This window comes from Halomonas sp. YLB-10 (genome assembly GCF_003856855.1).
Lineage (GTDB): Bacteria > Pseudomonadota > Gammaproteobacteria > Pseudomonadales > Halomonadaceae > Halomonas > Halomonas litopenaei.
Window position 1 is genome coordinate 119,487 of the sequence record NZ_RRCU01000007.1, and the last position, 23,902, is coordinate 143,388.

The 23,902-nt window shown below is 67.0% G+C and carries 13 protein-coding genes; all 13 read left to right on the forward strand.

The features are described 5' to 3' along the window. Positions 1 to 82 precede the first annotated feature (82 nt). The gene (locus EBB56_RS16160) at positions 83 to 1,033 is read left to right on the forward strand and encodes an ABC transporter substrate-binding protein (protein ID WP_409360215.1); all 951 of its coding nucleotides are present in this window, start codon (positions 83 to 85) and stop codon (positions 1,031 to 1,033) included. Continuing rightward, positions 1,030 to 1,785, forward strand: coding sequence for a class II aldolase/adducin family protein (locus EBB56_RS16165; RefSeq protein WP_124804819.1), 756 nt, complete (start codon positions 1,030 to 1,032; stop codon positions 1,783 to 1,785). The genes EBB56_RS16160 and EBB56_RS16165 overlap by 4 nt, the downstream gene beginning before the upstream one ends. Further along, complete coding sequence (locus tag EBB56_RS16170) at positions 1,782 to 2,966, forward strand: pyridoxal phosphate-dependent aminotransferase (RefSeq protein ID WP_045994544.1); 1,185 nt, start codon at positions 1,782 to 1,784, stop codon at positions 2,964 to 2,966. Before EBB56_RS16165 ends, EBB56_RS16170 begins: the two co-directional genes overlap by 4 nt. Before the next feature lie 7 nt (positions 2,967 to 2,973). Beyond that, on the forward strand, positions 2,974 to 3,786 hold the full coding sequence (locus EBB56_RS16175; protein WP_108133341.1) for an amino acid ABC transporter ATP-binding protein: 813 nt from the start codon (positions 2,974 to 2,976) through the stop codon (positions 3,784 to 3,786). 30 nt (positions 3,787 to 3,816) lie between these two features. Beyond that, positions 3,817 to 4,659, forward strand: coding sequence for a transporter substrate-binding domain-containing protein (locus EBB56_RS16180; protein ID WP_124804820.1), 843 nt, complete (start codon positions 3,817 to 3,819; stop codon positions 4,657 to 4,659). Between the two features lie 138 nt (positions 4,660 to 4,797). Next, positions 4,798 to 5,511, forward strand: coding sequence for an ABC transporter permease (locus tag EBB56_RS16185; RefSeq protein WP_045994541.1), 714 nt, complete (start codon positions 4,798 to 4,800; stop codon positions 5,509 to 5,511). A 189-nt stretch (positions 5,512 to 5,700) separates the two neighbouring features. Then, positions 5,701 to 6,441: an ABC transporter permease gene (locus EBB56_RS16190; protein ID WP_124804821.1), complete on the forward strand. Its 741-nt coding sequence runs from the start codon at positions 5,701 to 5,703 to the stop codon at positions 6,439 to 6,441. A 468-nt stretch (positions 6,442 to 6,909) separates the two neighbouring features. Continuing rightward, positions 6,910 to 16,833: a VCBS domain-containing protein gene (locus tag EBB56_RS16195; RefSeq protein ID WP_124804822.1), complete on the forward strand. Its 9,924-nt coding sequence runs from the start codon at positions 6,910 to 6,912 to the stop codon at positions 16,831 to 16,833. 23 nt (positions 16,834 to 16,856) lie between these two features. Next, positions 16,857 to 18,452: a TolC family protein gene (locus EBB56_RS16200; protein WP_124804823.1), complete on the forward strand. Its 1,596-nt coding sequence runs from the start codon at positions 16,857 to 16,859 to the stop codon at positions 18,450 to 18,452. A gap of 25 nt (positions 18,453 to 18,477) precedes the next feature. Then, positions 18,478 to 19,254, forward strand: coding sequence for an efflux RND transporter periplasmic adaptor subunit (locus EBB56_RS16205; protein ID WP_221621202.1), 777 nt, complete (start codon positions 18,478 to 18,480; stop codon positions 19,252 to 19,254). After that, positions 19,251 to 20,681: an efflux RND transporter periplasmic adaptor subunit gene (locus tag EBB56_RS16210; RefSeq protein WP_124804825.1), complete on the forward strand. Its 1,431-nt coding sequence runs from the start codon at positions 19,251 to 19,253 to the stop codon at positions 20,679 to 20,681. The genes EBB56_RS16205 and EBB56_RS16210 overlap by 4 nt, the downstream gene beginning before the upstream one ends. 2 nt (positions 20,682 to 20,683) lie before the next feature. Beyond that, positions 20,684 to 22,909: an HlyD family efflux transporter periplasmic adaptor subunit gene (locus EBB56_RS16215; protein ID WP_221621203.1), complete on the forward strand. Its 2,226-nt coding sequence runs from the start codon at positions 20,684 to 20,686 to the stop codon at positions 22,907 to 22,909. A 197-nt stretch (positions 22,910 to 23,106) separates the two neighbouring features. Continuing rightward, positions 23,107 to 23,871, forward strand: a complete 765-nt coding sequence (locus EBB56_RS16220; RefSeq protein ID WP_231498686.1) for a FadR/GntR family transcriptional regulator — start codon at positions 23,107 to 23,109, stop codon at positions 23,869 to 23,871. Positions 23,872 to 23,902: the final 31 nt, after the last annotated feature.

Genomic DNA, 23,902 nt, shown 5'->3' on the forward strand with positions numbered 1-23,902 from the left:
GCACCGAGCGGATCGACGGCGTCCCGACCATGCATCACTTATGCATCAGTTATGCATCCATAAAATAACGAAGGAGTTCCCCGTGACTCGATGTTTCTCGCACAAGCCCCGTTCGATCGCCCTGGCAGCCGCGCTCGGCCTTGCCGCCGCCTCCGCCCAGGCCGCTGACCGCGACGATGAGCTTAGCCTGGTAGTCCCGCCCTGGCCCGGGGTCGCCGTCAAGAGCGAGATCCTGGCGCAGCTCGTCGCGCCCCTGGGCTACCAGGTCGAACGCCAGGAGCTCAGCTCCACGGTGGGCTACAAGACCCTGACCACCGGCGACAGCGACGCCTTTCTGGCCGGCTGGCTGCCGGCCCAGCAGGAAAGCTACGACGCCGCCATGGCGGCGGACGCCATCGTCGATCTGGGCAACAACGTGACCGGCGCGCGCATGGGATTCGCCGTGCCCGGCTACGTGGCCGAGGCCGGTATCACCGACGCTTCCCAGTTGGGCGAGGCGCAGAACGCCGAGCGTTTCGAGCACACCTTCTACTCGATCGAAAGCGGCTCCACCGTGACCGACTTCATCCACGCCGCCATCGACAGCGACACCCACGGGCTCGGTGACTGGGAGGTCATGTCCTCCTCGACCCCGGGAATGCTGAGTGAGGTCAAGGCGGCGGTGAACGAACAACGCTGGATCGTCTTCTACGGCTGGACGCCTCACTGGATGATCCCCGAGTACGACGTGCACATTCTCGACGACAGCGAAGGCGTGTTCGGCCCCGACAACGGCCGCAGCGACGTCAAGACCATCGTCGCCAGCGAGTTCGCCGAGGCCAATCCCAACCTGACCCGACTGCTCGACCAGTTCGTGTTCAGCGCGCATGAGCAGAGCGAGTTCATCAAGGCCTTCAGCCTCGAGGAGCGTGACCTCGATGAGGTCGCCCGAGAGTGGCTCGAGCAGCATCCCGACAAGCGCGCTGCCTTCCTCGAAGGCGTCACCACCCGCGACGGCGATGACGCCCTGGCCGCCCTGGAGGCGAGCCTGTGAGCGAAGACAGCCGCCAGCAGCGCATCCGCCGCGACCTGGCCGCCGCCTACCGGCTGATGGCCATGGATGGCATGGATGACGGCATCTCGACCCATATCTCGGCACGAGTCGCCCCAGGGCGTTTCCTGCTCAATGCCTTCGGTCTGCGCTTCGAGGAGGTCACCGCCGACTCTCTGGTGACTGTCGACGAGCACGGCCAGGTGCTCGACGATCCCACCGGCCTCGGCATCAACCCGGCCGGCTTCACCATCCACAGCGCCATCCACGCGGCGCGACCCGACGCCCACTGTGTACTGCACTCCCACAGCGTCGCCGGGGTCGCCGTGTCCTGCCTCGAGCAGGGCCTCGCACCGCTGAACCAGTGGGCGATGCAGTTCTATCGACGCATCGGCTATCACGACTACGAGGGCATCGCCCTCGACCTGGGCGAGCGCCAACGGCTGGTACGTGACCTCGGCGAGCACATGAGCATGATCCTGCGCCAGCACGGCCTGCTGGTGGTCGGCAAAAGCGTCGGCGACGCCTTTCTGCGCATGCGCGACCTGGAGCGCTCCTGCCAGGCCCAGCTCGCGGCCCAGGCCACCGGGGCGGCGCTGGTCAGCGCCAGTCCTGAGCTTTGCGAAAAGGTCGCCCGCCAGTACGACGACTGGGCCGCGAGCCCCCAGGGCACCGAGCTTGCCTGGCGGGCGGAACTGCGCCGCCTCGGCATCGACGCTCCCGCCGCTTCCGACAACAAGGACCCTTCACCATGAAAGTCTCCGCCCTGACCCAACGCATCGCCGGCGAAGGCGCCGCCGCCTGGGACATCCATGTGCGTGCGCTGAAGCGCCAGGCCAGCGGTGAAGACATCACCGTACTGTCGGTGGGCGATCCCGACTTCACCACCCCCGCCCCGATCATCGAGGCGGCCAAGCAAAGCCTCGACCGCGGCGCGACCCACTATGCCGACGTCCAGGGCAAGGGTGAGCTGCGCGAAGCCATCAGCCGCCACTATCATCGCCATCAGGGAGTCGAGGTGTCCCCCGAGCGACTGATCGTGATGGCCGGCGCCCAGTGCGGGCTCTACGCCACCGCCCAATGCCTGCTCGACCCTGGCGACGAGGTGATCGTGCCGGAGCCGAGCTACGTCACTTACGAGGCGGTGATCCAGTCGACCGGTGCACGACTGGCCCGAGTGCCGCTGCGGCCAGAGGCCGGCTTCCGACTCGACGTGGCCGATATCGCCGCCGCGATCAACGAAAACACCCGAGCGATCCTGCTCAACAGTCCCCACAACCCCACCGGCCAGTCGATGACCCGGCAGCAGTGGGAGCAGATCGCCGAGCTGTGTCACCGCCATGACCTGTGGCTGATCTCCGACGAGGTCTACGCCGAGCTGATCTTCGAGGGCGAGCACCACAGCCCGCTGGCGCTGCCCGACATGGCCAATCGCAGCGTGGTGATCTCGAGCCTGTCCAAGTCCCACGCCATGACCGGCTGGCGGCTGGGCTGGGTGGTCGCGCCCAAGGCGCTGATCGAGCACCTGGACAATCTGGCGCTGTGCATGCTGTACGGCTGCCCGGACTTTATCCAGGACGCGGCGATCACCGCGCTCGACAGCGACCTCCCCGAGCTTGCCACCATGCACGCCGCCTACCGCGAGCGCCGCGACAGCGTCTGCCGCGCCCTCGATGGTGCCGACTCGGTCAAGGCGATCTGCCCGGACGCCGGCATGTTCGTGATGGTCGACATCCGCGCCACTGGTTTGTCATCGGCCGAGTTCGCCGATGGCCTGCTCGACGAATGCGGCATCTCGGTGCTGTCCGGTGAGGCCTTCGGCCCCTCGGCGGCTGGCTTCGTACGGCTGAGCCTGACCCAGCCCCCGGAGCGCCTGAGGCGCGCCGCAACACGGCTTCGTGAATTTGCCGATGCCTGTCTTGTCACCAGCCCCTGAGTCGCCTATGCCACCATCCGTCACCACCAGCGACGACTTGAGCCCGACCTCCCCCGTGGTCGAGGCTCGTCACCTCGTCAAGCGCTACGGGGACACCAGCGTGCTGCGCGACGTCTCCCTGAGCGTCGCCGAAGGCACCGTGACCACCATCATCGGCGCCAGTGGCTCCGGCAAGAGCACCCTGCTGCGCTGCATGAACCTGCTGGAGCGGCCCCAGCAGGGCAGCCTGTCCATCGCCGATGAACGCATCCGCTTCACCGAGCAGGGCCCCCGCAGCAGCCATACCGACATGCCGCTCAGTCGCCATCAGCTGCAACGCCTGCGCGGCAAGGTCTCCATGGTATTCCAGCAGTTCAACCTCTGGCCGCACCTGACCGTGCTCGGCAACGTCAGCGAGGCCCCGGTGCGGGTCAAGGGAATCTCACGCAGGAAGGCCAACGCCCTGGCCGCCCACTATCTGGAGCGCGTCGGCATGGCCGAGCGCGCCGACGCCTACCCGGCGTTTCTCTCCGGTGGCCAGCAGCAGCGTGTGGCCATCGCCCGAGCGCTGGCCATGGAGCCCGAGATCCTGCTGTTCGATGAGCCTACCTCGGCGCTGGACCCGGAAAGGGTCAACGAGGTGCTGGGGGTCATCCGCGGCCTGGCCGACGAGGGGCGCACCATGCTGATGGTGACCCACGAGATGGCCTTCGCCCGGGAGGTATCCGACCAGATCGTGTTTCTCGACCGCGGCGTCGTCGGCGAAGCCGGCCCCCCCGAGCGCATCTTCGAACACAGCGACAACGAACGCTGCCGGCGCTTCATCGCCCCCGCAGCTTGACTGCCAGTCACACAACAACCAGGAGTTCCCATGACCGTATCCCATCCCCTGCGCCCGTCAGCCGACCTCGCTCGTCGCCTTGCCCTGGGCGTCGCGCTCGCCACGACCCTCGGCGCCGCCACCATCGGCAGCGCCCATGCGACCGACCAGGAAGCCAACCAGGACGCTGGCGAGCCCCTCAAGATCGGCATCTCCGCCGAACCCTATCCGCCCTTCACCTACACCTCCTCCGACGGTGACTGGACCGGTTTCGAGGTGGAACTGGCATCGGCCATCTGCGACCAGATGGGCCGTCAGTGCGAGATCACCCCGACCGGCTGGAGCGGTATCATCCCCTCGCTCAAGGCCGGACGCATCGACATGATCATGAACTCCATGTCGATCACCGAGAAGCGCCTGCGAGTCATCGACTTCAGCTCGCCCTACTACTTCACGCCCGGTGCCTACGTCGCCGCCCGCTCCCTGGACATCGAGCCGCCCGAGGGCCTGGACGGCAAGGTGCTGGGGGTGCAGAGCGCCACCACCAACGCCACCTACGCCCGTCGCGCCCTGCGCGATAGCGGCGTCGACATCCGTCTGTACGACCAGGCCGAACAGGTCAATCGCGACCTGCTCTCCGGCCGCCTGGACCTGATCCTGGCCGACGAGATCGCCATGACCGAGCTGGTCGAACGCGATGAAGCCGCCGACTTCGAGATCAAGGCTACGGCGCCGCACCACGAGGCCTACGGTGAAGGCGTCGGCATCGGCCTGCGCCAGGAGGACGACGCCCTGACCGAGGACGTCAACGCCGCCATCGAGGCGGTCAATCAGCAGGGCATCTGCAGCGAGCTGTCCGAGCGCTACTTCGGCACCGACGTCTGCGTGGGCTAGGGCCTGTACGAAAATGTCTGCGCTCGTGTGAACGACGCTTCTGCCTGAGGCCGTGGCCTGGTCGAACGCCGGCAACAGCCGCCGGATGCGCACCAGGCCCGCTGCCATCGCGACTTTCACCCACGACGAGAATGCCCCATGAACAACGCTTCTCAGGAGGGGCTGGCCGACTGGGCCGGACCGATCCTCGACGGCGCCCTCACCACCCTGCAGATCGCCTGCCTGGCCTACGCCATCGGCGTGCTGCTTGGCTTTGTCGGTGCCGCCTGCCGGTTGTCTCGACACGCCTGGCTGCGCGGAATCGGCGGCGCCTACTCCACCGGCGTGCGTGCGGTGCCGGAGCTGTTGCTGATCATCCTGCTTTACTATGCCGGCTCCCAGGCGCTGACCGCCCTGACCAACGCCCTGGGCCTGCCCGGGCAGGTCGCCATCAACGGCTTCGTCACCGCCGTGGGGGTGCTGGCCTTCGTCCAGGGCGCCTACATGACAGAGGTGTTCCGCGGCGCCATCTCCGCCATCCCCAAGGGCCAGCTCGAGGCCGCCGACGCCTTCGGCTTTTCTCCCTGGGCACGCTTTCTCCACATCACCCTGCCGGCGATGCTGCCCAACGCCCTGCCAGGGATGTCGAACCTCTGGCTGATCCTGATCAAGGACACCGCCCTGATCAGCGTGATCGGCTACAGCGAACTGTTCTTCACCATCCAACAGGCCGCCGCCAGCACCCGTGCGCATTTTCTGTTCTACGCCGCCGCCGGTGTGCTCTATCTGATGATGACGCTGTCGTCCAACCTGGTCTTCGCGCTGATCGAGCGCCGGGTCAGGCGTGGACAACCCCAGAGCCAGGAGACCTGATATGCGCTGGTGTCATTTCATTGCGCCCTTTGGTCGTTCACGGCGTGTCAAACGCGGCCAGCCCCACTCTCACCTCCAGCCCCGGGAGACCTGATATGCGCTGGTGTCATTTCATTGCGCCCTTTGGTCGTTCACGGCGTGTCAAACGCGGCCAGCCCCACTCTCACCTCCAGCCCCGGGAGACCTGACATGGACTTCAGCTGGTTGAGCGACCCTTTCTATCAGGAATACCTCATCGAAGGCCTGATCAATACCCTGTGGCTGCTGCTGGTATCGGCCATCGCCGGCCTCACCCTGGCCGTCGGCATGGCCACGGCACGCATCAGGGGCCCCCGACCGCTGGCCTGGACGGCCACGGCGGTGACCTCGGTCATTCGCGGCACCCCATTGCTGGTGCAGCTGTTCTTCTTCTACTACGGCGTGGGTCGACTGCTGGAAGGCATCCCCGGCATCCAGGACAGCATCTTCTGGGGCTTGCTGCGCGACCCGTTCTTCTACGCCACCCTGACCTTCACCCTCTCGGTCGGCGCCTACAGCGGCGAGATCCTGCGCGGCGCCCTGCTCAGCGTACCGCCAGGCGAGCGCGAGGCCGGGCGGGCCTTCGGCCTCAGCCCGTTCCAGGTATTCTGGCGTCTGTGGCTACCCCGCGCGGTACAGTTGTGTCTGCCCACCCTCACCGGCGAGATGATCCTGCTGCTGAAGTCGATCCCGCTGGTCTCGACCATCGCCATGATGGATCTGCTCCAGGCGGCCAACATCATTCGCGACGAGACCTTCCTGACCTACGAACCACTGCTGCTGATCGCCGCCGTCTATCTGCTGCTGACCATCGTGCTGACGCTGTGCCTGCGTCAGGTCGAACACCACTTCCCGGGGGTACAACCGGTACGTAGCGCCTGGCGCCCCTTTGGACAACCACGTCGGGTGTAACGTCGCTTCGCCATCCGCACCGGCATCGACGCCCATGTCGATGTGACCTTCCCGCCTTTCCCTGTGCCGGCAATGGACCACCATTTGCTGGCACACCTCTGTCGATGCCCCTCTACCAGATGCTGGCTCACGGTTGTCCGCCCCGCCAACCAGGTAATCGTCTTTGCGGGCCGCCTGTGATTTGCGTTGATTTTTGGTGCCAAAGCTTACTTTATATGCTGAAAAGTTATTTTCGCATCCACTCTACCTCGAAAAAGGTAGCCGCCAGCCCTCAGGTGAAGGGCTAAGTGCCGGATCACTGTCCCCTACCATAGTCCTGCCCCCGACGTTTTGACTTGAGCATTTGCCTCCCCAATTTTCCGGCACAGAAAGAGATTCAGCGTCTATGTTTAGGGTACTGTGCAGATATGTTAGCCAAAGCGTCATCTGCCATCGATACAGTGACAACAAGGAAAGGCAGGAGTCGGTATGAAGGGAACTCGTTCACGGCTGATCGCGCTGGAGCCACGCCTGCTGTTCGATGGCGCCATGGCGGCCACCCCCGACCCCGCCAGCGATGGCGACGGTGGGCAACCCAACCAGCAGTCAACGGACGGCGACGGCCAGGCACCGGCCACCCAGGGCGACAGCGACAGCCCCCGTGGGAGCGGAGCGCCGGCTCGCCACCTGGTGGTGGTGGACACCCGCCTCTCCGACGCCCAGCGCCAGACGATCCGCGAGGGTCTTGCCGACGACGCCGAACTGCTCGAGGTCGACGCCGACGAGAACGGTATCGAGGCCATCACCGCGGCCCTGGCCGGCATGGACCAGGTCGAGAGCGTGGAGATCTTCAGCCACGGCGCCTCAGGCCAGTTTCAGCTCGGCGATACCCGGGTCGGCAACGACACTCTCACGAGCCTGACGGCGAGCCTCGGCCAGTGGCGCGAGGCACTGACGGCCGACGCCGACCTGCTGCTCTACGGCTGTCGCATCGGCGCCACCGACGCAGGGCTCGAACTGGTGGAAGGTCTCGCCAGTGCCACCGGCATGGACGTGGGCGCCTCCACCGATGATACCGGCCACAGTGGCCTGGGCGGCGACTGGGAACTGGAGCGTCAACAGGGGCAACTGGCTGACGACCGTGGCGTGGTACTCGCCGCCCTGGCACCCTTGGATGGCCTACTGGCCGACGCCGAGCCGACGGCGTCGCTCGGCGAATCCGCCACGGAGGTGCCGCTGGGCGAGGAATTTCAGTTCACCGTCAGCGTGTCCAATGCTTCCACCGCCCAGGAGGGCTACGCCCCCTTTGTCCAGCTGATCGTGCCCGCCACCGGCAAGGACGGCGCCGGCGCCGAGGTCGACGATGGCATTGTCATCAGCTCGGCCAGCTACCTGGGGGGGCAACTCGACCTCTACCAGGTGACCTTCGACGCCAACGGCGAGGCGGTGCATCCCCTGGCGAAAGACGCCAATGGCGATCCGATCACCGTGCTGGCCTCGACCTATGGCGCCCAGGCCGGCGACACCCTGGTGGTGGTGGCGCTACCTTTTGCCAGCCTCACCAGCGACCAGCCAAGCATCGACGTCACCTTTACCGGCCAGCTCAGTGAGCTGGCTGACACCGCCGAGACCAACGGCAGCCCGGACCTGGTCATCCAGGCCATGGCCGGCTTCGAGCTTGGCAACGATGCCCTGTCCAACCCGGAGCAGGACCCCAGTCTGATCGGTAGTGCGGTCGCCTTCACCATCACCCCCACGGTCATCACGGTGGAGCGGAGCCTCGACATGAGCGAGGGCGACACCACCACCGGCGAGAACTACCCCCACAGCCTGGTCACCACGGTGCGACCGGCCGGCGCCGGTGCCACCGCCCAGACCCTGACCGACGTGGTCATCACCCAGCCGGTGCCGACCAACGTTCAGGTCACCGCCATCGATCCCGGCAACGGCACCCTGACCTCCATCACCCTGGCCAGCGGCAAAACCTACACCGGTGATCTGACCATCCAGGCGCTGATTAACAGCGATGCCTTCATCACCTCCTACACGGTGACCTACGCCAACCTCACCGAGGCCCAGTCCAGCCGGGTAGACTTCTATGTGCCGGAGACCGATGCCAACGGCGACCCTGTCCTCGACCCGGTGACCGGCAACGACAAGACGATCACCTTTGGCGCGCCGACCGGCAGCGGCGTCTGGCTGCCGCTGGACGATCGCGACCGCAATCCCGACGACCCCGACGGCAAGGTCAGTTTCGAGGGGACCGGCGATGCGCTGAGCTTCGTTGCCAAGTCGATCACCCTGGAAAAGACCGCCACCCTTGCCATCGATACCGGCACCAGCGACCTGACCACGGGTGATACCCTGGAATACCAGCTGGAGATGGCACTGTCGGACTACTTCGCCTTCGGCGAGGACACCCAGCTCGACGGTCAACTTGTCGTCACCGATACCCTCGGCAATGGCCAGACCCTCACGGGTACCCCGACGCTGATCCTCTACAGCGGTAATGACGCCACCACCATCGATCTGGTGGTCACCACCAGCGTCAATGCCGATGGCACCACCACCCTTGGCTTCGATATCGCCCAGTCGATCCAGAACGCTCTGGGTGACCAGGCCTGGCTCGCCGGCGACGCTGCCTTCGATGGGGAGATCGACGCCGGCGCCACCCGTGCCGTGATCGGCTATCGCGCGGTCATCGATGACGCCTACGCGAACGTGACCGACCACTCTGCCATCAACGAAGGCGACAGCCTGGGCAATGCCGCCGAGGTCGATGCCACCCTGCTGCTCAACCCAAACAACCTGACCGGCGAGAGCGAGACCGACGACTCCAGCACAGAGCTGACGGTGCCCACCGGCCAGGTGGACATCGCCATCGAAGGAGGCGTCAGCGAACTGGCCCCCGGCGACCAGGTGACCTTCACCCTGCGCTACGAGCTGGTCACCGGCGACCACGAAAACTTCCAGTTGATCGCCTACCTGCCGCTGCCGCTGCTCGACACCTCGGGCATCAGCTGGTCGGAAGGTACTGGCCCCGGCCAGTGGTCCATGGCAGCGGACAACAGCTGGGCGGGCGATATCACCAGCGTAGCGAGCGGTCCCGGCAACGCCATCATCTTTACCCTGGCAGACCTGACCACGACAGAGGCCAGCACCATCGCCCTGAGCTTTACCATGACGGTGGGAGATCAGCCCTTCGCCGATGGCCGCTCGCTTGATGTGCTGGCCGAATCGCGCCAGACCACCACTCTCGACAAGACAGAACTGGTGACCCAGGACGTGGTCAAGGTGCAGTCGGTGGCCGAGCCGGTCGTCACCATCACCCATGGGGTGGTGTCCTCGACCAACGGCAGCGTCAGCGGCACCAGCGGCAGCTGGAATGCGCCCGGCACGGCGGGTGCGCCCTTCACCGGCAGCATTACCGACCCGGCGGCGGTGGACGGCGACGTCACCGACATCGACGCCGGCGACACCCTGCGCCTGGCCACGCTGCTCGAGAACACCGGCGGCGGTGGTGCCTTCGACGTGACGACCGAGATCGCGCTGCCCACGGACCTGGCCTTTGTCGGTGGCAGCCTGGGCGGTGCCAACCTGACCCTGACGCTCGGTGACGGCAGCGTGCTGATTGAGGGCACCGACTACAGCGTCAGTGGCAACACCATCACCCTGCTCGACGACAGCGGCCAGGCCACCCTGCAGGCCGGGCGGGATGGCAGCGCCAGCGACGCCGCCGGCACCAACATCATCGTCATCACCTACGACGTGACCGTGGCCGCGGCGGTCAGCGCCAGTCGCACCCTCGGCACCACGGCAACGCTCACCAACTACGCCAGTGTCGACGGTGGCAGCGACTTTACCCCGACGGACCTCGATGACGACGCGACCCAGCAGGTGGCGGCGCCAACCATCACCACCACCTTCGCGGGCGGCGGCGCTGCCACTGATGACGACTCAAGCGCCAGCCACACCGACGGCGCCGACCTGGTGGTCGGCGAGTCGATGCTCTACGACATCGTGGTGATCCTGCCGGAAGGCACTACCCAGAGCCTCGCGATCAATGACCTGATACCGCCGGGCATGGCGCTGGATACTTCCTACGACGGCTCCGGCTATCGGCTGATCACCCTGGCCGCCGACAGCGACAACTTAAGTGCCGACTTCGCTGGCAGCGTCTCCGTCAGCGCGCTTGCCGGCAGCGGCGGCACCCTGGGCGCTGACGGCGTCGATGCCCAGTACACCTTCAGCGCCGCCAGCGCCACCGGCGACAACGACACCGGCAACAACACCTTCGTGCTGCGGGTACGCCTGATCGCCAGCAATACCCTCGACAACCAGCAAAGTACCGAGCACGAACACAAGGCCAGCCTGACCTACCAGGACGACGACGCTGACCAGGTCAACGGCAGCACCGCCATGGATCGCGACGTCAGTCAGCCCGGTACGGGCCCGACCACCACCCTGGTGGAACCCACGGTCACCATCGAACAGGCGCTGACCACTCCTTCCGATCCGGGCCTTGGCGTCGATGCCGATGACCCCGTCAGCTACACCATCACCTTGTCCAATACCTCGGGAGTCGATGCCTTCGATCTGGACGTCAACGGCGACATCTCGCCCGAACTGGTGTCACCCACCATCAGCCAAGTGACGATCAATGGCTCCGTCATTAACGTCAGCGGCGCCGACAATCCCTTCGAGATCACTGGCAACGCCACCGACGGCTATCAAGTCAGCGTCAAGAGTGGATTCGATCTCGACCTGGCGGACGGAGACGTCGTCACCCTGACCATCGAGGGGACGGTATCGGCCAATGCCCCCAACCAGGTGACGCTGGACAATTCGACCAGCGTGCAGTGGACCAGCCTCGACGGCGACCCGGCAAGCCCAGTGGTCGAGCGCACCGGCGCCGACGGCGAGCCTGGCGTCAATGTCCTCAATGACTACCGGACCAGCGATACCCTGGCGATACCGGTGGCGAGCTATCTGGATATTTCACGCATCGGTGGCCTTGCCAGCACCGGCGATGCCAGCGACAGCCAGGCCGCCAGCAACGACGTGGCGGTGGGCGAGATCATCCGTTATAGGGTGGTAGCCCTGGCCCCCGACGGCGACAACCAGTCCTACAAGCTTGAGGTTACCCTGGATGCGGGCCTGTCCTTTGTCGACTTTGGCGATAACCGCATCAACCTGGCACTGATCTCCGACGCCGGGGGGCTGTCGAGTTCGGCACTCGACATTCGGGGCATCGGTGATGACTTCAACGAGGCCGGCGACGAGACCAGCGCCCTGGCCCAGGCACTGACCCTTGGCCAGGCGGTGTCACCCACGGCAATACAGCTGCACGCTGCCGGCATCCTGACCATCACGACCGTTGGCGGCAAGCAGGTGCTCACCTTTGACTTCCGCCGGCTCGAAAACAGCGAAACCGCCGACGCCAATCGCGAAGGCATCTCCATCGACTTCAACGTGCGCGTCGACAATGCATCGGGCAATCAGTCAGGTGACCAGCTCGCGGTGGTGGCAAGGGAACTGATTGACGCGAGCGGAGGCGGGGCCGACACGGTCCGGGGCGAGAGCGCCACCCTGATCGAACGTATCGTCGAGCCGTCCTTTACCGACATGACCAAGACGGTGGTGGGCTTCGATCCCGCCCCGGATGAGGCCACCGGCACCGCCAGCGTCACCGTAGCCTTTACCCAGAACGGTGGTATGCCCGCCTATGACGTCAAGCTGACCGACGCCTTTCCCTCGGGCAGCAATTACGTCATCGACAGTGTCACCATCGATGGTCAGAGCTATACCCCCGCCGGCCTGCCCGCCGGGGTCGTGGCCAGCGCCAGCGTCTCGGGCATCGAGGTCACCTTTGCGCAACTCGACCCGGGCAGCGAGGTCAGCGTTTCCTATCGCCTCGAGGTACCCAACAATGCGGTGGTGACGGCCACCGCCGCCGAGGCCCGCCTTGGCTGGTCCAGCCTGCCCGACGACGGCAGCTTCGATGGTTTTGGTGGCAGTGATGTCGGCACCGATGGCTCGGCAACCGGCGAGCGTACCGATGCCGACGGCAGCGGCGGGCTCAATGACTATGTGTTGACCGCCGGGGCGAGTCTCGGACTTGTCGAAGGCACGCTGTGGAATGACACTCTTTCCGCCGACGCCAGCACCGCACCCGATGGCGATGGCCTGGCCGGCGTCAGTGTGACCCTGACCTGGGCAGGCAGCGATGATACCTTCGGTAACGCCGACGACGTCAGCTACACCACGCTCACCGACGCAAACGGCAACTACGCCTTCGGTGTGCTGCCCAAGGGCAGCTATCGCATCTCGGCCAGCGAAAGCCTCACCGACGCCGGTGCCGGCGAACTAAAGGCACGTATCGACTCCGACGGTGGCACCTTCGGCGACGGCAGCCTGTCGTTGATCACCCGCAACGTCGACGGCGCCACCTACGCCGCCGATATCGGCTATGTCGAACTCAACGATGCGCCGGTCCACACCTTGCCGGCCTCGCCGGTATCCGTTGACGAAGACACCGAATTTGCCATCACCGGCATCTCGATTGCCGACCCCGACGCCCTGACACCCGGTACCAGCGGGGCCCAGAACCTGACCACGACCCTGAGCGTCAACAACGGCACCCTGAGCGCCTCCGGGGCCGGTGGCGCCACTTTGTCAGGCAGTGGCACCAGCGAGCTGATCCTCACCGGCAGCGTCACCCAGATCAATGCTGCCCTCGCCACCCTGACCTATACCGGCAACGCCAACTTCAACGGCAACGATACCCTGACCATCGTCACCAGCGACAACGGCAACTTCGGCGACCACCCGGACACCGGCAACGGTACCCCCGGCGAGAGCGCCGACGCCCTGACCGACCGCGATACCCTGGCCATCGAAGTGATCGCGGTCAACGACGACCCCATCGCGACCAACGACAACGCCATCGCCGTGGAGGCCGGGGGACGCTTCAATCTCGGCGGTATCGATCCCAACGGCCTGGTCATCCTCAATGATACCGACGCCGACCTCAATGACGCCGACCCCGACGTGCTGACGGTGGTCCGGGCGGGCACCACCGCGGGCTCACTGCAGGCGGTCAACAGCGACCCCGCCTCGCCCACCCTTATCGTCGGCACCTACGGCACCCTGGTGATCTCCTCGAGCGGCTCGGCGGAGTACCAGCTCGACAACGACAACCCCGCCGTAGAGGCCCTGAGGCTGAGCGGCAATACGCTGCCCGAGTCCTTCGTCTATGAAATCAGCGATCGCGCGGGCGTCACCTCCCAGGCCACCATCACCATCACCATCGAAGGCGCCAACGACGCCCCGGTGGGCGTCGACGACAGCAGCGTGGCCATCGAGAAAGGTGGCATCAACAACGCTACCGCCGGCCAGGACGCCAGCGGCAATGTGCTGACCAACGACACCGACGTCGACCTCAACGGCGAGAGCAAGGCGGTGTCCGGGATCCGCGTTGGCGATGAGCCTCTCGGCGTCTTTACCAACGTAAGTGGCGCCACCGACGTGTTCGGCAGCTACGGCATCCTGACCATCACCCCCGATGGCAACTACCGCTACGTCGTCGAGGACGATACCGCGACGGTCGAGGCCCTGGCGGCAGGCGAGACCCTGAGCGAGACCTTCAGCTACCGGATCACCGACGCCCTGGGACTCGATGACATCGCGGTGCTGACCATCACCATCGAAGGTGCCCAGGACAACCCCGTCGCCACCGACAACACCACCAGCGCCCAGGCACCGTCCACCGACGGTGCCACGCCAGCGGTGGACGGCACCGGCAATCTGATCGGCGATAACGACGGCGATGGCGTCGACGCCGACGTGGATACCATCGACCAGGGTGCACTCGCCGTCGGTGCCATTCGCCCCGGCAGCGAGGCGGCCGGCGGCGCCATGACCAGCCTCGGCGGTATCAGCGCCAGCGTCGATGGTCAGTACGGGCGCCTCACGGTAAACGCCGACGGCAGCTACCGCTACGTGGTCGACGGCGACAACGCCGCCGTCCAGGCACTGGCGGCAGGCGCCACCCTGAGCGAGACCTTCACCTATCGGCTGATCGACACCGCCGGCAATCCGGACCTGGCCGAGCTGGTCGTCACCGTCACCGGCGCCAACGATCCGCCAAGCCCGGTGGCCGACCAGGCCATCGCGGTGGAAGCCGGGGGTACCGCCAACGCCACCCCAGGTGACGACCCCAGTGGCAATGTCCTGACCAACGACGACGACGTGGATGGACAGACACTGAGTGTCGATCAGGTCCGCTTCAACACCACCACGGTAAACGCCGGCCAGCCGCTGGCCGGGCGCTACGGCACCCTGACCCTGAACGCCGACGGCAGCTTTTCCTATGTGGTCGATAACAGCAATCCGGCGGTGGAGGCCCTAAGAACCGCCAACGATACCCTCACCGAGGTCTTCGTCTACCGCAGCGTCGATCCCCTGGGTGCCAGCACCACGGCGCGTCTGACCGTGACCATCGAGGGACGCGACGATGCCCCGGTGGCCGCCGACAACGTCGCCCTGGCGGTGGCCGACAGCGATCAGGGCACCGGCCGTGATCCCAGCGGCAATGTGCTCGACAACGACAGTGATATCGACGCCGGTGACCAACTGGCCGTGAGTGGCGCCCGCCCCGGCACCGACGCCGCAGGCGGGGCCCTGTCCACCCCCAGCGCCGGCACGATAACCCTGACAGGCCAGTACGGCACCCTGACGCTTGCCACCGACGGCAGTTACAGCTACGCGGTCGACCAGACCAACGCCGAGATCCTCGGGCTTGGCCCGCTGGAGTTCCGCCGCGACGTCTTTACCTACGAGGCCCGTGATCTGGCGGGACTGGTGGACCTGGCCGAACTGACGGTGTTCGTGCGCGGCCAGAACCAGGCGCCGGTGCCCGGCGCCGACGATGGCCTGGCGGTGGAGGCCGGTGGCCGGGACAACGCCACGCCGGGGGCGGACGCCGTGGGTAACGTGCTCGACAACGACAGCGACGTCGATGGCGACATCAACCTCGGCGTCAACCTGCTCGGCCCCAACCTGACGGTGACCGGCGTTCGCACCGGCGATAACCCAAGTGCCGGCGGCACCGAAGGCACCCTCGGCAAGGCACTCAAGGGCCGCTACGGCAGCCTGGTGATGGAGGCCGACGGCAGCTACCGCTACCAGGTCGATGACGACAACCCGGAGGTCCAGGCGTTGCGTCAAAGCGGCCAGACCCTGGTCGACGTCTTCACCTATGCGCTGGAGGACCGCTGGGGCGGTCCCGCCAGTGCCAGCCTGACGATCACCATCGATGGGCGTAACGACGCACCGACGGCTCGCGACGACAGCGGCGACGCCGTGGACATCGGCGGAGGCGCGAGCCGCCCCGACGCCACCGGCAATGTGCTGCCCAACGACACAGACGTCGACGCCGAGCGCTACGGCGAGACCCAAAGGGTCACCCTGGTAACCCAGGATGGCGTCACCGCGGCGCCCGGCGAGCGCCTGGCGGGCCGCTACGGCACCCTGATCATCAAGGCGGACGGCAGCTACCGCTACTTTATCGACCGCACCAACAGCGAGGTGCTGCGCGCCAGCGGCCTGGGTCCGCTGTTGCAGGAGGTCTTCGTCTACACCCTGACCGACCAGGCCGGCGCCAGCGACACCGCCACCCTGACCCTGACCCTGGATATCGCCGCACCCTATATTCCGATCAGGGATGGCGCCGGCCCCCATTTCCTGCGCCCGGACGATGGGAGCCAGTCGCGCGCCACCCTTGGCGATGTCGACCCGGTGGTCTACGTCACCCCGGAAGTCGAGCGCAACAGCCGCCAGGTCTTCGACTACCTGCGCCTGTCCCACGGTGCCCAGCCCTGGCTGGTCCGGCCGCTGGAGACGCAGATCCTGTCGCTGGCCAACGGCCTGGGTGAGGTGCCGGGCCAGTACGTGCTGCGCGGCGTAGCCTTGAGTCGCCTATATGCCGAGCAGGATCAATTGCTGCTGCTGGGCCGCCACGGCCGCACCGACCTGACGGCGGATGGCCTGCTGGCCGATCCATCGGTCTACGCTCCCACCCGCGAACAATTGCTGAACAACGCCTCTGGTGCCGATGGCGAACCGAGGATTCCGACGCGAAGCTCGACGCCGGGCGACGCTCAACCTGGCACGGCCGAGGCGCCGAATCGCGACGCGACAGATGACGGCCGGCCTGAGCTGCCGCCGGGGGCCGAATGGATCGCCGATGTGGACCAGGACGATCGCCTCGCGCCAGCAGCGCTGGCCCAGGACGGCTGGCGCGGGCCAGACGAGACCTCCGGCGCCTCTCCCAGGGTCGCTGCAGGCTTTCGCGCACAACTGACGGCCATGGCCGGCTCCACCGCGCCGCTGCGAGGGGAGCACGACCTGTGAGATTCGAACGACAAGGACACCGCATGCATCGACTACCGCTCACCACGCTGGCGGTCACCGCCGGCCTGACCCTGAGTGCCTGCTCCAGCCTCGAGCCCCAGCCCTTCGACGCCACCGAGATCCGTCAGCGGGCGATCAGCGACCAGGCCCAGATGTATCGCCTGCAGGAGCCGCTCAATCAGCCGGTCACCTTCTACGAGGCCGCCGCCCGGGCACTCAAGTACAACCTCGACTATCGCCTGAAGCTGATGGAAAGCGCCCTGGCCTCGAACCTGCGTGACGTCTCGCGCCATGAACTGCTGCCACGCATCGTCGCCGAGGCCGGCTACAGCGATCGCAGCAACGACTCCGGCGGCACCTCCATCGGTATCGAGGACGGCGAGGAAAGCCTGCGTCCCTCCACCTCGGAGCAGCGCTACCGTTCCACCGCGGGCCTTGGCCTGTCCTGGAGCCTGCTCGACTTCGGCCTGGCCTACTACGAGAACCAGCAGAAGGCCGACCAGATGCTGATGGCCGAGGAACGTCGGCGCAAGGTCGCCCAGAACGTGCTGCGCGACGTGCGCAACGCCTACTGGCGGGCGCTGGCCGCCCAGCGCCTGATTCCTCGCCTCAATGTACTGCTGGCGCGCACCGAGGTGGCCCTGGACGCCGCCCGTGAGGCCCAGCGCCAGGGACTGCTGCCACGCCAGGAGGTGCTGGCCTACCAGCGCGCCCTGCTCGACTCCACCACCCTGCTGACCGCGCGCCGCCAGGATCTGGAGCTGGCCAAGACCGAGCTGGCCGCGCTGATGTCGCTGCCACCCGGTACCCGCCTGATCCTGGCCGAAGAACCGGAACCGGATCTTCCCCCGGACGTCAGCGATATCGAGCGCCTGGAACAGCTGGCGCTGCAGCACCGCCCGGAGATCATGGAGGAATGGTACCGCAAGCGGGTCAACCAGAACGACCTGGAAGCCGCCAAGCTCAGGCTGTGGCCCAACGTCACGGTCAGCGCGGGCGTCGAGTACGATTCCAACGACTACCTGTACAACAACGACTGGACCGAGACCGGCGTCAACGTGTCCTTGAACCTGTTGAAGCTGTTGTCCTATCCCGATCTGAACGAAGCCCAGGACACCCAGGGTGACGCCGACGACCTGCGCCGTACCGCCTTGTCCATGGCGGTACTGACCCAGGTTCGGGTGGGCGCCCTGCGCTACCACCTGGCCCGCGAGGAGCTCGAGTACAGCGACGAGAGCCTCGAGGTGGACGAGGACCTGCTGGCCTACGCCAAGGCCGCTGCCTCCTCTTCCATCGGCTCGGAACTTGAGGTGATTCGCGCCGAGAGCCGCTATCTGCTGTCCCAGTACCAGCGCGAGGCGGCCTACTCCCGCGCCCAGGCCGCCTGGGGTCGGTTGTTCAACTCGGTGGGCCTGGACGTGCTGCCCGAGACCGTCGCCCAGCACGATGTACAGACCCTGGCCGGCGAGATCGAGCGAATCATGACCACCCACGAGCGCCAGGGCATCATTGCGCCTCACCCGGGCCAGCCACCGGCGCCAGCCGGCGGGCCCACCCTGGAGCCGCGCCGCCCGCAGCCGGGGACAGGCGCCGATGAGGGGGGCACCGATGCCGTCTAGTCGTCTTCGCCCGCGCTCGGCCGGGATGCTCCTCGTCCTCGCACTGCCCCTGTTCGGGCTTTCGGCGCTGGCATCGGCCCAGCAGCCGATACAGGAGAACCGGAGCGAGCTGACCATGCGCGCCCTGCTGGCCCCGCAGCAGGAGGCGACCCTGTCGAGCCGCATGGAAGGCACCCTGGACGAGCTGGCCGTGTCGCTGGGGGCTACGGTGGCCGAGGGCGATGTACTGGCCCGCTTCGACTGTCGAATCGAACAGGCCCGGGTCAACGTGGCCAATACCGAACTCGGCGTGGCCCGGCTCAACAGCCAGGCCAAGGACCGCCTGCGCCGCCTGGACGCGGTGGGCGATCTCGAGGTGGCGCTGGCCCGCGCGGAGGTCGACAAGGCCCAGAGCGCCTTGAACCTTGCCGCCGTCCAGCGCGATCGCTGTACCTTGAAGGCGCCCTTCGCCGGGCGCATCGCCGCGGTTCACGTCAAGCCCTTTCAGACCATGGCCGCCGGCACGCCGATCGTCGATCTGGTCGGTGATGGCCCTCTCAAGGTCCGGCTCAATGCCCCCTCGGCGCACCTGGCCGAGCTCGGCGAAGGCCAGTCGCTCAGTCTTGACGTCAGCGAGACCGGCAAGCGCTACGCCGCCACGCTCAGCGCGGTGAGTGCCCGCATCGATGCGGTAGCCCAGACCGTCGAGCTCGAGGCACGCCTCGACCAGGCCCATGACGAGCTGATGCCGGGCATGACCGGGCGTGCCACCCTGGTGGCCGAGTCGTCCGCCACAGAGGACAGCGACGAAGGCACGCCATGAGCGCCAGCGAACACCCACGCCCGGCGTCGCTGGCGTCATTGAGCCTGGCCCTGCGAGATCGCGCGCTGGACGCCGACTCGCGCACCACCCTGGCCTTCTCCATCGCCAACGACCCCTATCCGCTGCTGCGCTTTCGTCAGGCCCTGGTGCTGGAAGGCCGTGCCCGGGGCGCGCTCAGGCTGCGCTGTGTCTCGGGGCTGGCCACACCCACCGAGCGCACCCCCTTCGTCAACTGGGTGGAAAGGCTCGGCGCCTGGCTGCTCGATCAACACGACGTCGATGGCCCCAGGCTGCTGCTGCGCGATCAACTGGAACTCCCCGATGACCTGGCCGAGGGCTGGGCCCAGTGGTGGCCAGAGGTGCTGTGGCTGGTGCCGCTGGGTCCCGGCGGCGCCGACGTCGACCGAAAGTCGACCACCGACCATGCCTGGGCGCTGTTTCTGCTCGAGCAGCCACCGCCCCAGGCGCTGCGCCAGCAGCTCGGTGGCCTGGCCGCCACCTGGCGCTACTGCTGGCAGGCCCTGGCGCCAAGCCGACGCGCCTGGCAGCTACCGCGTCGTCGGCTCGGCTGGCTGTTGCTGGTCGCGGTGATCGCCGCGATGTTCCTGCCGGTGCGCCAGTCGGCCCTGGCCCCGGCCGAGATCGTGTCGCTGGACAGCGCCGCCATCACCAGCCCGCTGGACGGTGTGGTGGCCGAGATGCTGGTAGAGCCCAACTCACGCGTCGAGGCCGGCACCCCCCTGTTTCGCCTGGATCGTAGCGAACTCGAAGGCCGCGCCGAGGTACTCAGGCGTCAGCTCGAGGTGGCCAGCGCCGAGCTCGACGCCGCCGGCAACCTGGCCTTCGACGACCGCTCACGGCTCGCCGACATAAGCCGCCTGAGGCGCCAGCAGGCACAGCGCCAGGCCGAACTGGAGGCACTGGAGGCCAGGCTCGAACGCACCCTGGTGACGGCTCCGACGGCGGGAGTCGCGGTCTACAGCGACCCCGACGACTGGGAAGGACGCCCCGTCGCCACCGGCGAGCGCATCCTGCGCCTGGCCGACCCCGATCAGCCGGCGGTGGAGATCCAGCTGGCCGCCGCCGACGCCATCACCCTGGCACCCGGGGCCGAGGTCAAGGTGTTCCTCAGCGCCCGGCCGCTGGAACCGATCGGTGCGCGCCTCACCCAGACCAGCTACGAAGCCTCGACCGACGCAGATGGCGTCGCCGCCTATCGCCTGCTGGCCGAGCTTGCGCCGACGGACGCGGAAGACAGCGCTGGACAGAGCCTCGACCAGGGGACCGATACCCAGACCGACTCGGCGGCGACCAAGGTACGCCTGGGGCTGCACGGCACCGCCAAGGTCTACGGCGAAGAGGTCAGTCTCGGCTACTACCTGCTGCGCCGGCCGCTGTCGGCCCTGCGCGCCTGGACGGGGTGGTAGCCATGGCCTCAGCTTCACCCGCAAGCCATGGCACGGGGGCTTCCCATAGTGCGGCTGGCTCACCCACGGAAGCCAACGCCAGCCCCTTTTCCGCGACGATGGACCATCACACCGCCGGCGTCGATGAACGGGCGGATCGTCCGCCGCCACCGCTGCGCGAGGACCTGGTGCTGGTGGATGCGGGTCGTGATCGCGATGGCGAGCCCCAGTGGTCGATCCAGGACCCGGTGACCAATCGCTTCTACCGGATCGGCTGGCTCGAGTTCGAGTGTCTGGCGCGCTGGGGGGCGAGTCCAGCGCGGATTCGCGACGAGATCGCCGCCCAGACGCCGATGCAGCCGTCGCTCGAACAGGTGCTCGAACTAGTGGACTTTCTCGAGCATCACCGTCTCTTGCGGGCCGGGCCCGACGCTACCGACCGATTGGCCCGCGAGGCCGCCACAGGCGCCGCCTGGCGCAAGCTGTCCTGGTGGCTGCATCACTATCTGTTCTTTCGCCTGCCGCTGGTGCGCCCGCAGCGCTTTCTCGGCGCCGTGGTGCGCGCCCTGCCCTGGCTGTTCAGCCGTGGCATGGTCACGGCGGTGCTGTTGCTCGGACTGCTCGGGCTGGTGCTGGTGGTGCGCCGCTGGGACCACTTTACCCACGCGGTGATGGACGCCTTCTCGCTGTCGGGCATGCTCAGTTTCGCCTGTGCGCTGGTGGTCGCCAAGGCCTGCCACGAGCTCGGCCATGCCCTGGTGGCGACCCGTCTGGGGGTAAGGGTGGCGCATATGGGCGTCGCCTTTATCGTGCTGTGGCCGATGCTCTACACCGACACCGGCGAGAGCTGGAAGCTCAGGCGCAGTCGATCGCGGCTGGCGATCTCGTCGGCGGGCATGCTGGTGGAGCTTGGCCTGGCAGGCCTGGCGACACTTGGCTGGGTGCTGACCGAGCCGGGCGCCGTCAACTCGGCACTTCTGTACCTGGCCACCACCAGCTGGGTGCTGAGCCTGGCGATCAACGCAAGTCCCTTCATGCGCTTCGACGGCTACTTCGTGCTGACCGATCTGCTCGACTTCCCCAACCTGCACGAGCGCGCCGGCGCCCAGGCCCGTGTGTGGCTGCGCCGTCGACTGCTGGGGCTCGACGAGGCCTGGCCCGAGCCCTTTCCCCGTCATCAGCGACGTTCGCTGGTGCTGTTCGCCTTCGCCACCTGGCTGTATCGACTGGTGCTGTTCCTCGGCATCGCCCTGGCCGTCTATCATCTGTTCTTCAAGGCGCTGGGCATCGTCCTGTTCGCCGTGGAAATAGCCTGGTTCATCCTGATGCCCGTCACCCGAGAATTGCAGCACTGGTGGTCCCATCGCCGCGCCGTCCCCCGGCGCTTTCGCCTGGCCTGGCTGTTGGCCCTCGGCCTACTGCTGTTGCTGGCCTGCCTGCCCCTGCAGACCCGCGTCAGCGGGCCTGGCGTGCTCCACGCCGAGCGCGAGCTGACCCTGTACTCGCCGTTTCCCGCACGCCTGGAGACCATCGCCGCCTCCGGGCGGGTCGAGCGAGAGGCGGCCCTGGTGCGGCTGAGCGAGCCGGATATCCGACGTCGCGAGCTGGCCCAGGAAAGCGAGCTCGACCTGCTGGAGGCCGAACTCGCGGGGCTGCTCGACGCCGACGATGGGCGTAATCGCGACAGCGCTACCCTGGCGCTACACCGCGTCAGCGAAAGTGGACGCCAGGCCGCCCGGCGGGAGCAGCAGCGACTGGTCATCAACGCCCCCTTCGCCGGCGAATGGCAGCGCTTCGATCGACAACAGACGCCGGGGCAATGGGTCGCGACCCGAGAGCCGCTGGGCGTACTGGTGGACCCCTCGACCTGGGTCATCGATGCCTACGTGCCTCAGGACGAGGTCCACCGCCTGAGTCCTGGCGCTCGGGTGCGCTTTCTGGTGGAAGGGCACACCCGACCACTGGCCGGACACGTCACCAGCATCGGTGCCACCCGCGCCGAGCACCTGAGTCACCCCCTGCTGGCGGCACGCCACGGCGGCCCGTTGTCCACCTACGAGGACCCGGAGGAGCGCGGCAAGTTGCGTCTTGAACGCGCGCTGATCGCGATCGAAGCCCGCCTGGACAGCCCCTGGACAGGCGGCAGGCAGGCCGCTGGCCAACTGCACATCGACGCCGAGCGTCAGAGCCTGGTCGGCCAGTTCACTACCTGGCTCGCTTCGGTGGTGATCCGCGAGAGCGGCTTCTGAGAAGACGGTTCCCTCTAGACTGCCTGCCCGCGAGCCCACCAGCGCTGCCACTGTGCCCCGTTGTCGCTGTGCCCCGTTGTCGCTATGCCCCGTTGTCGCTATGCCCCGTTGTCACTGTGCCCCGTTGTCACTAAGGCGCATTGTCACTATGTTGCACATTCGCTAGCATCGTCACTGCATTCGCCAGGAGCAAGTCAGTGGCCGTCCCATCTCGCAGCAACAGCAAACGCCCCAGCGTGGCCGACTACCTGGCCGAGGCCATCTTCGGCGGACGCTATCGCCCCGGCGACTTCGTGCCCAAGGAGGTCGACCTGGCCGAACAGTTTGCACTGAACCGTTCGGCGGTCAGGAGCGACCTGCGCCAGCTGGTGGACGTGGGCATCATCGAACGCATTTCCGGCCACGGCTCCAAGGTGCGCGAGGTCGAGGCCTGGAACATCCTCGACCCGTCGGTCACCGACTGGATGACCCGCTACGCGGCTCCCAACCCCGAGATCCAGCGCGAGATCCTGAGCTTCCGCCTCGACGTCGAGCCCTACGTGGCGATGACCGCAGCCCGCCGCGCGACGGCCCGCGATCTGGTCGCCATCGAGGAGGCCTTCGAGGGCATGGAAAGCGCCATGAACGCCGCCGAGGGCGACGCCAAGCGCTTGCACAGCGATCACGACATCGCCTTCCATGTGGCCATCTTCAAGGCCACCCGCAATATCGTCTGGTCCCAGCTCTCGCATATCCTGCGCCCCTCGATCTACCTGCTGATTGAGACCTCCAACGAAAGCGCCAGCGACCCCGAGGACAGCCTCGAGCGTCACCGCGAGCTGATGGAGGCGATACGCACGCGACGCCCCCAGGACGCCTTTCGCGCCGCCCAGGCGGTGCTGGCCGGTACCGCCGACGCCCTGGGCATCAAACCCGGCGACTCGGTGCTCGGCAGCGACCTGGAATTGCCACCTACCGGCTGAGTCAAGGTCCTGTGGGAGCCGCCATGCTATG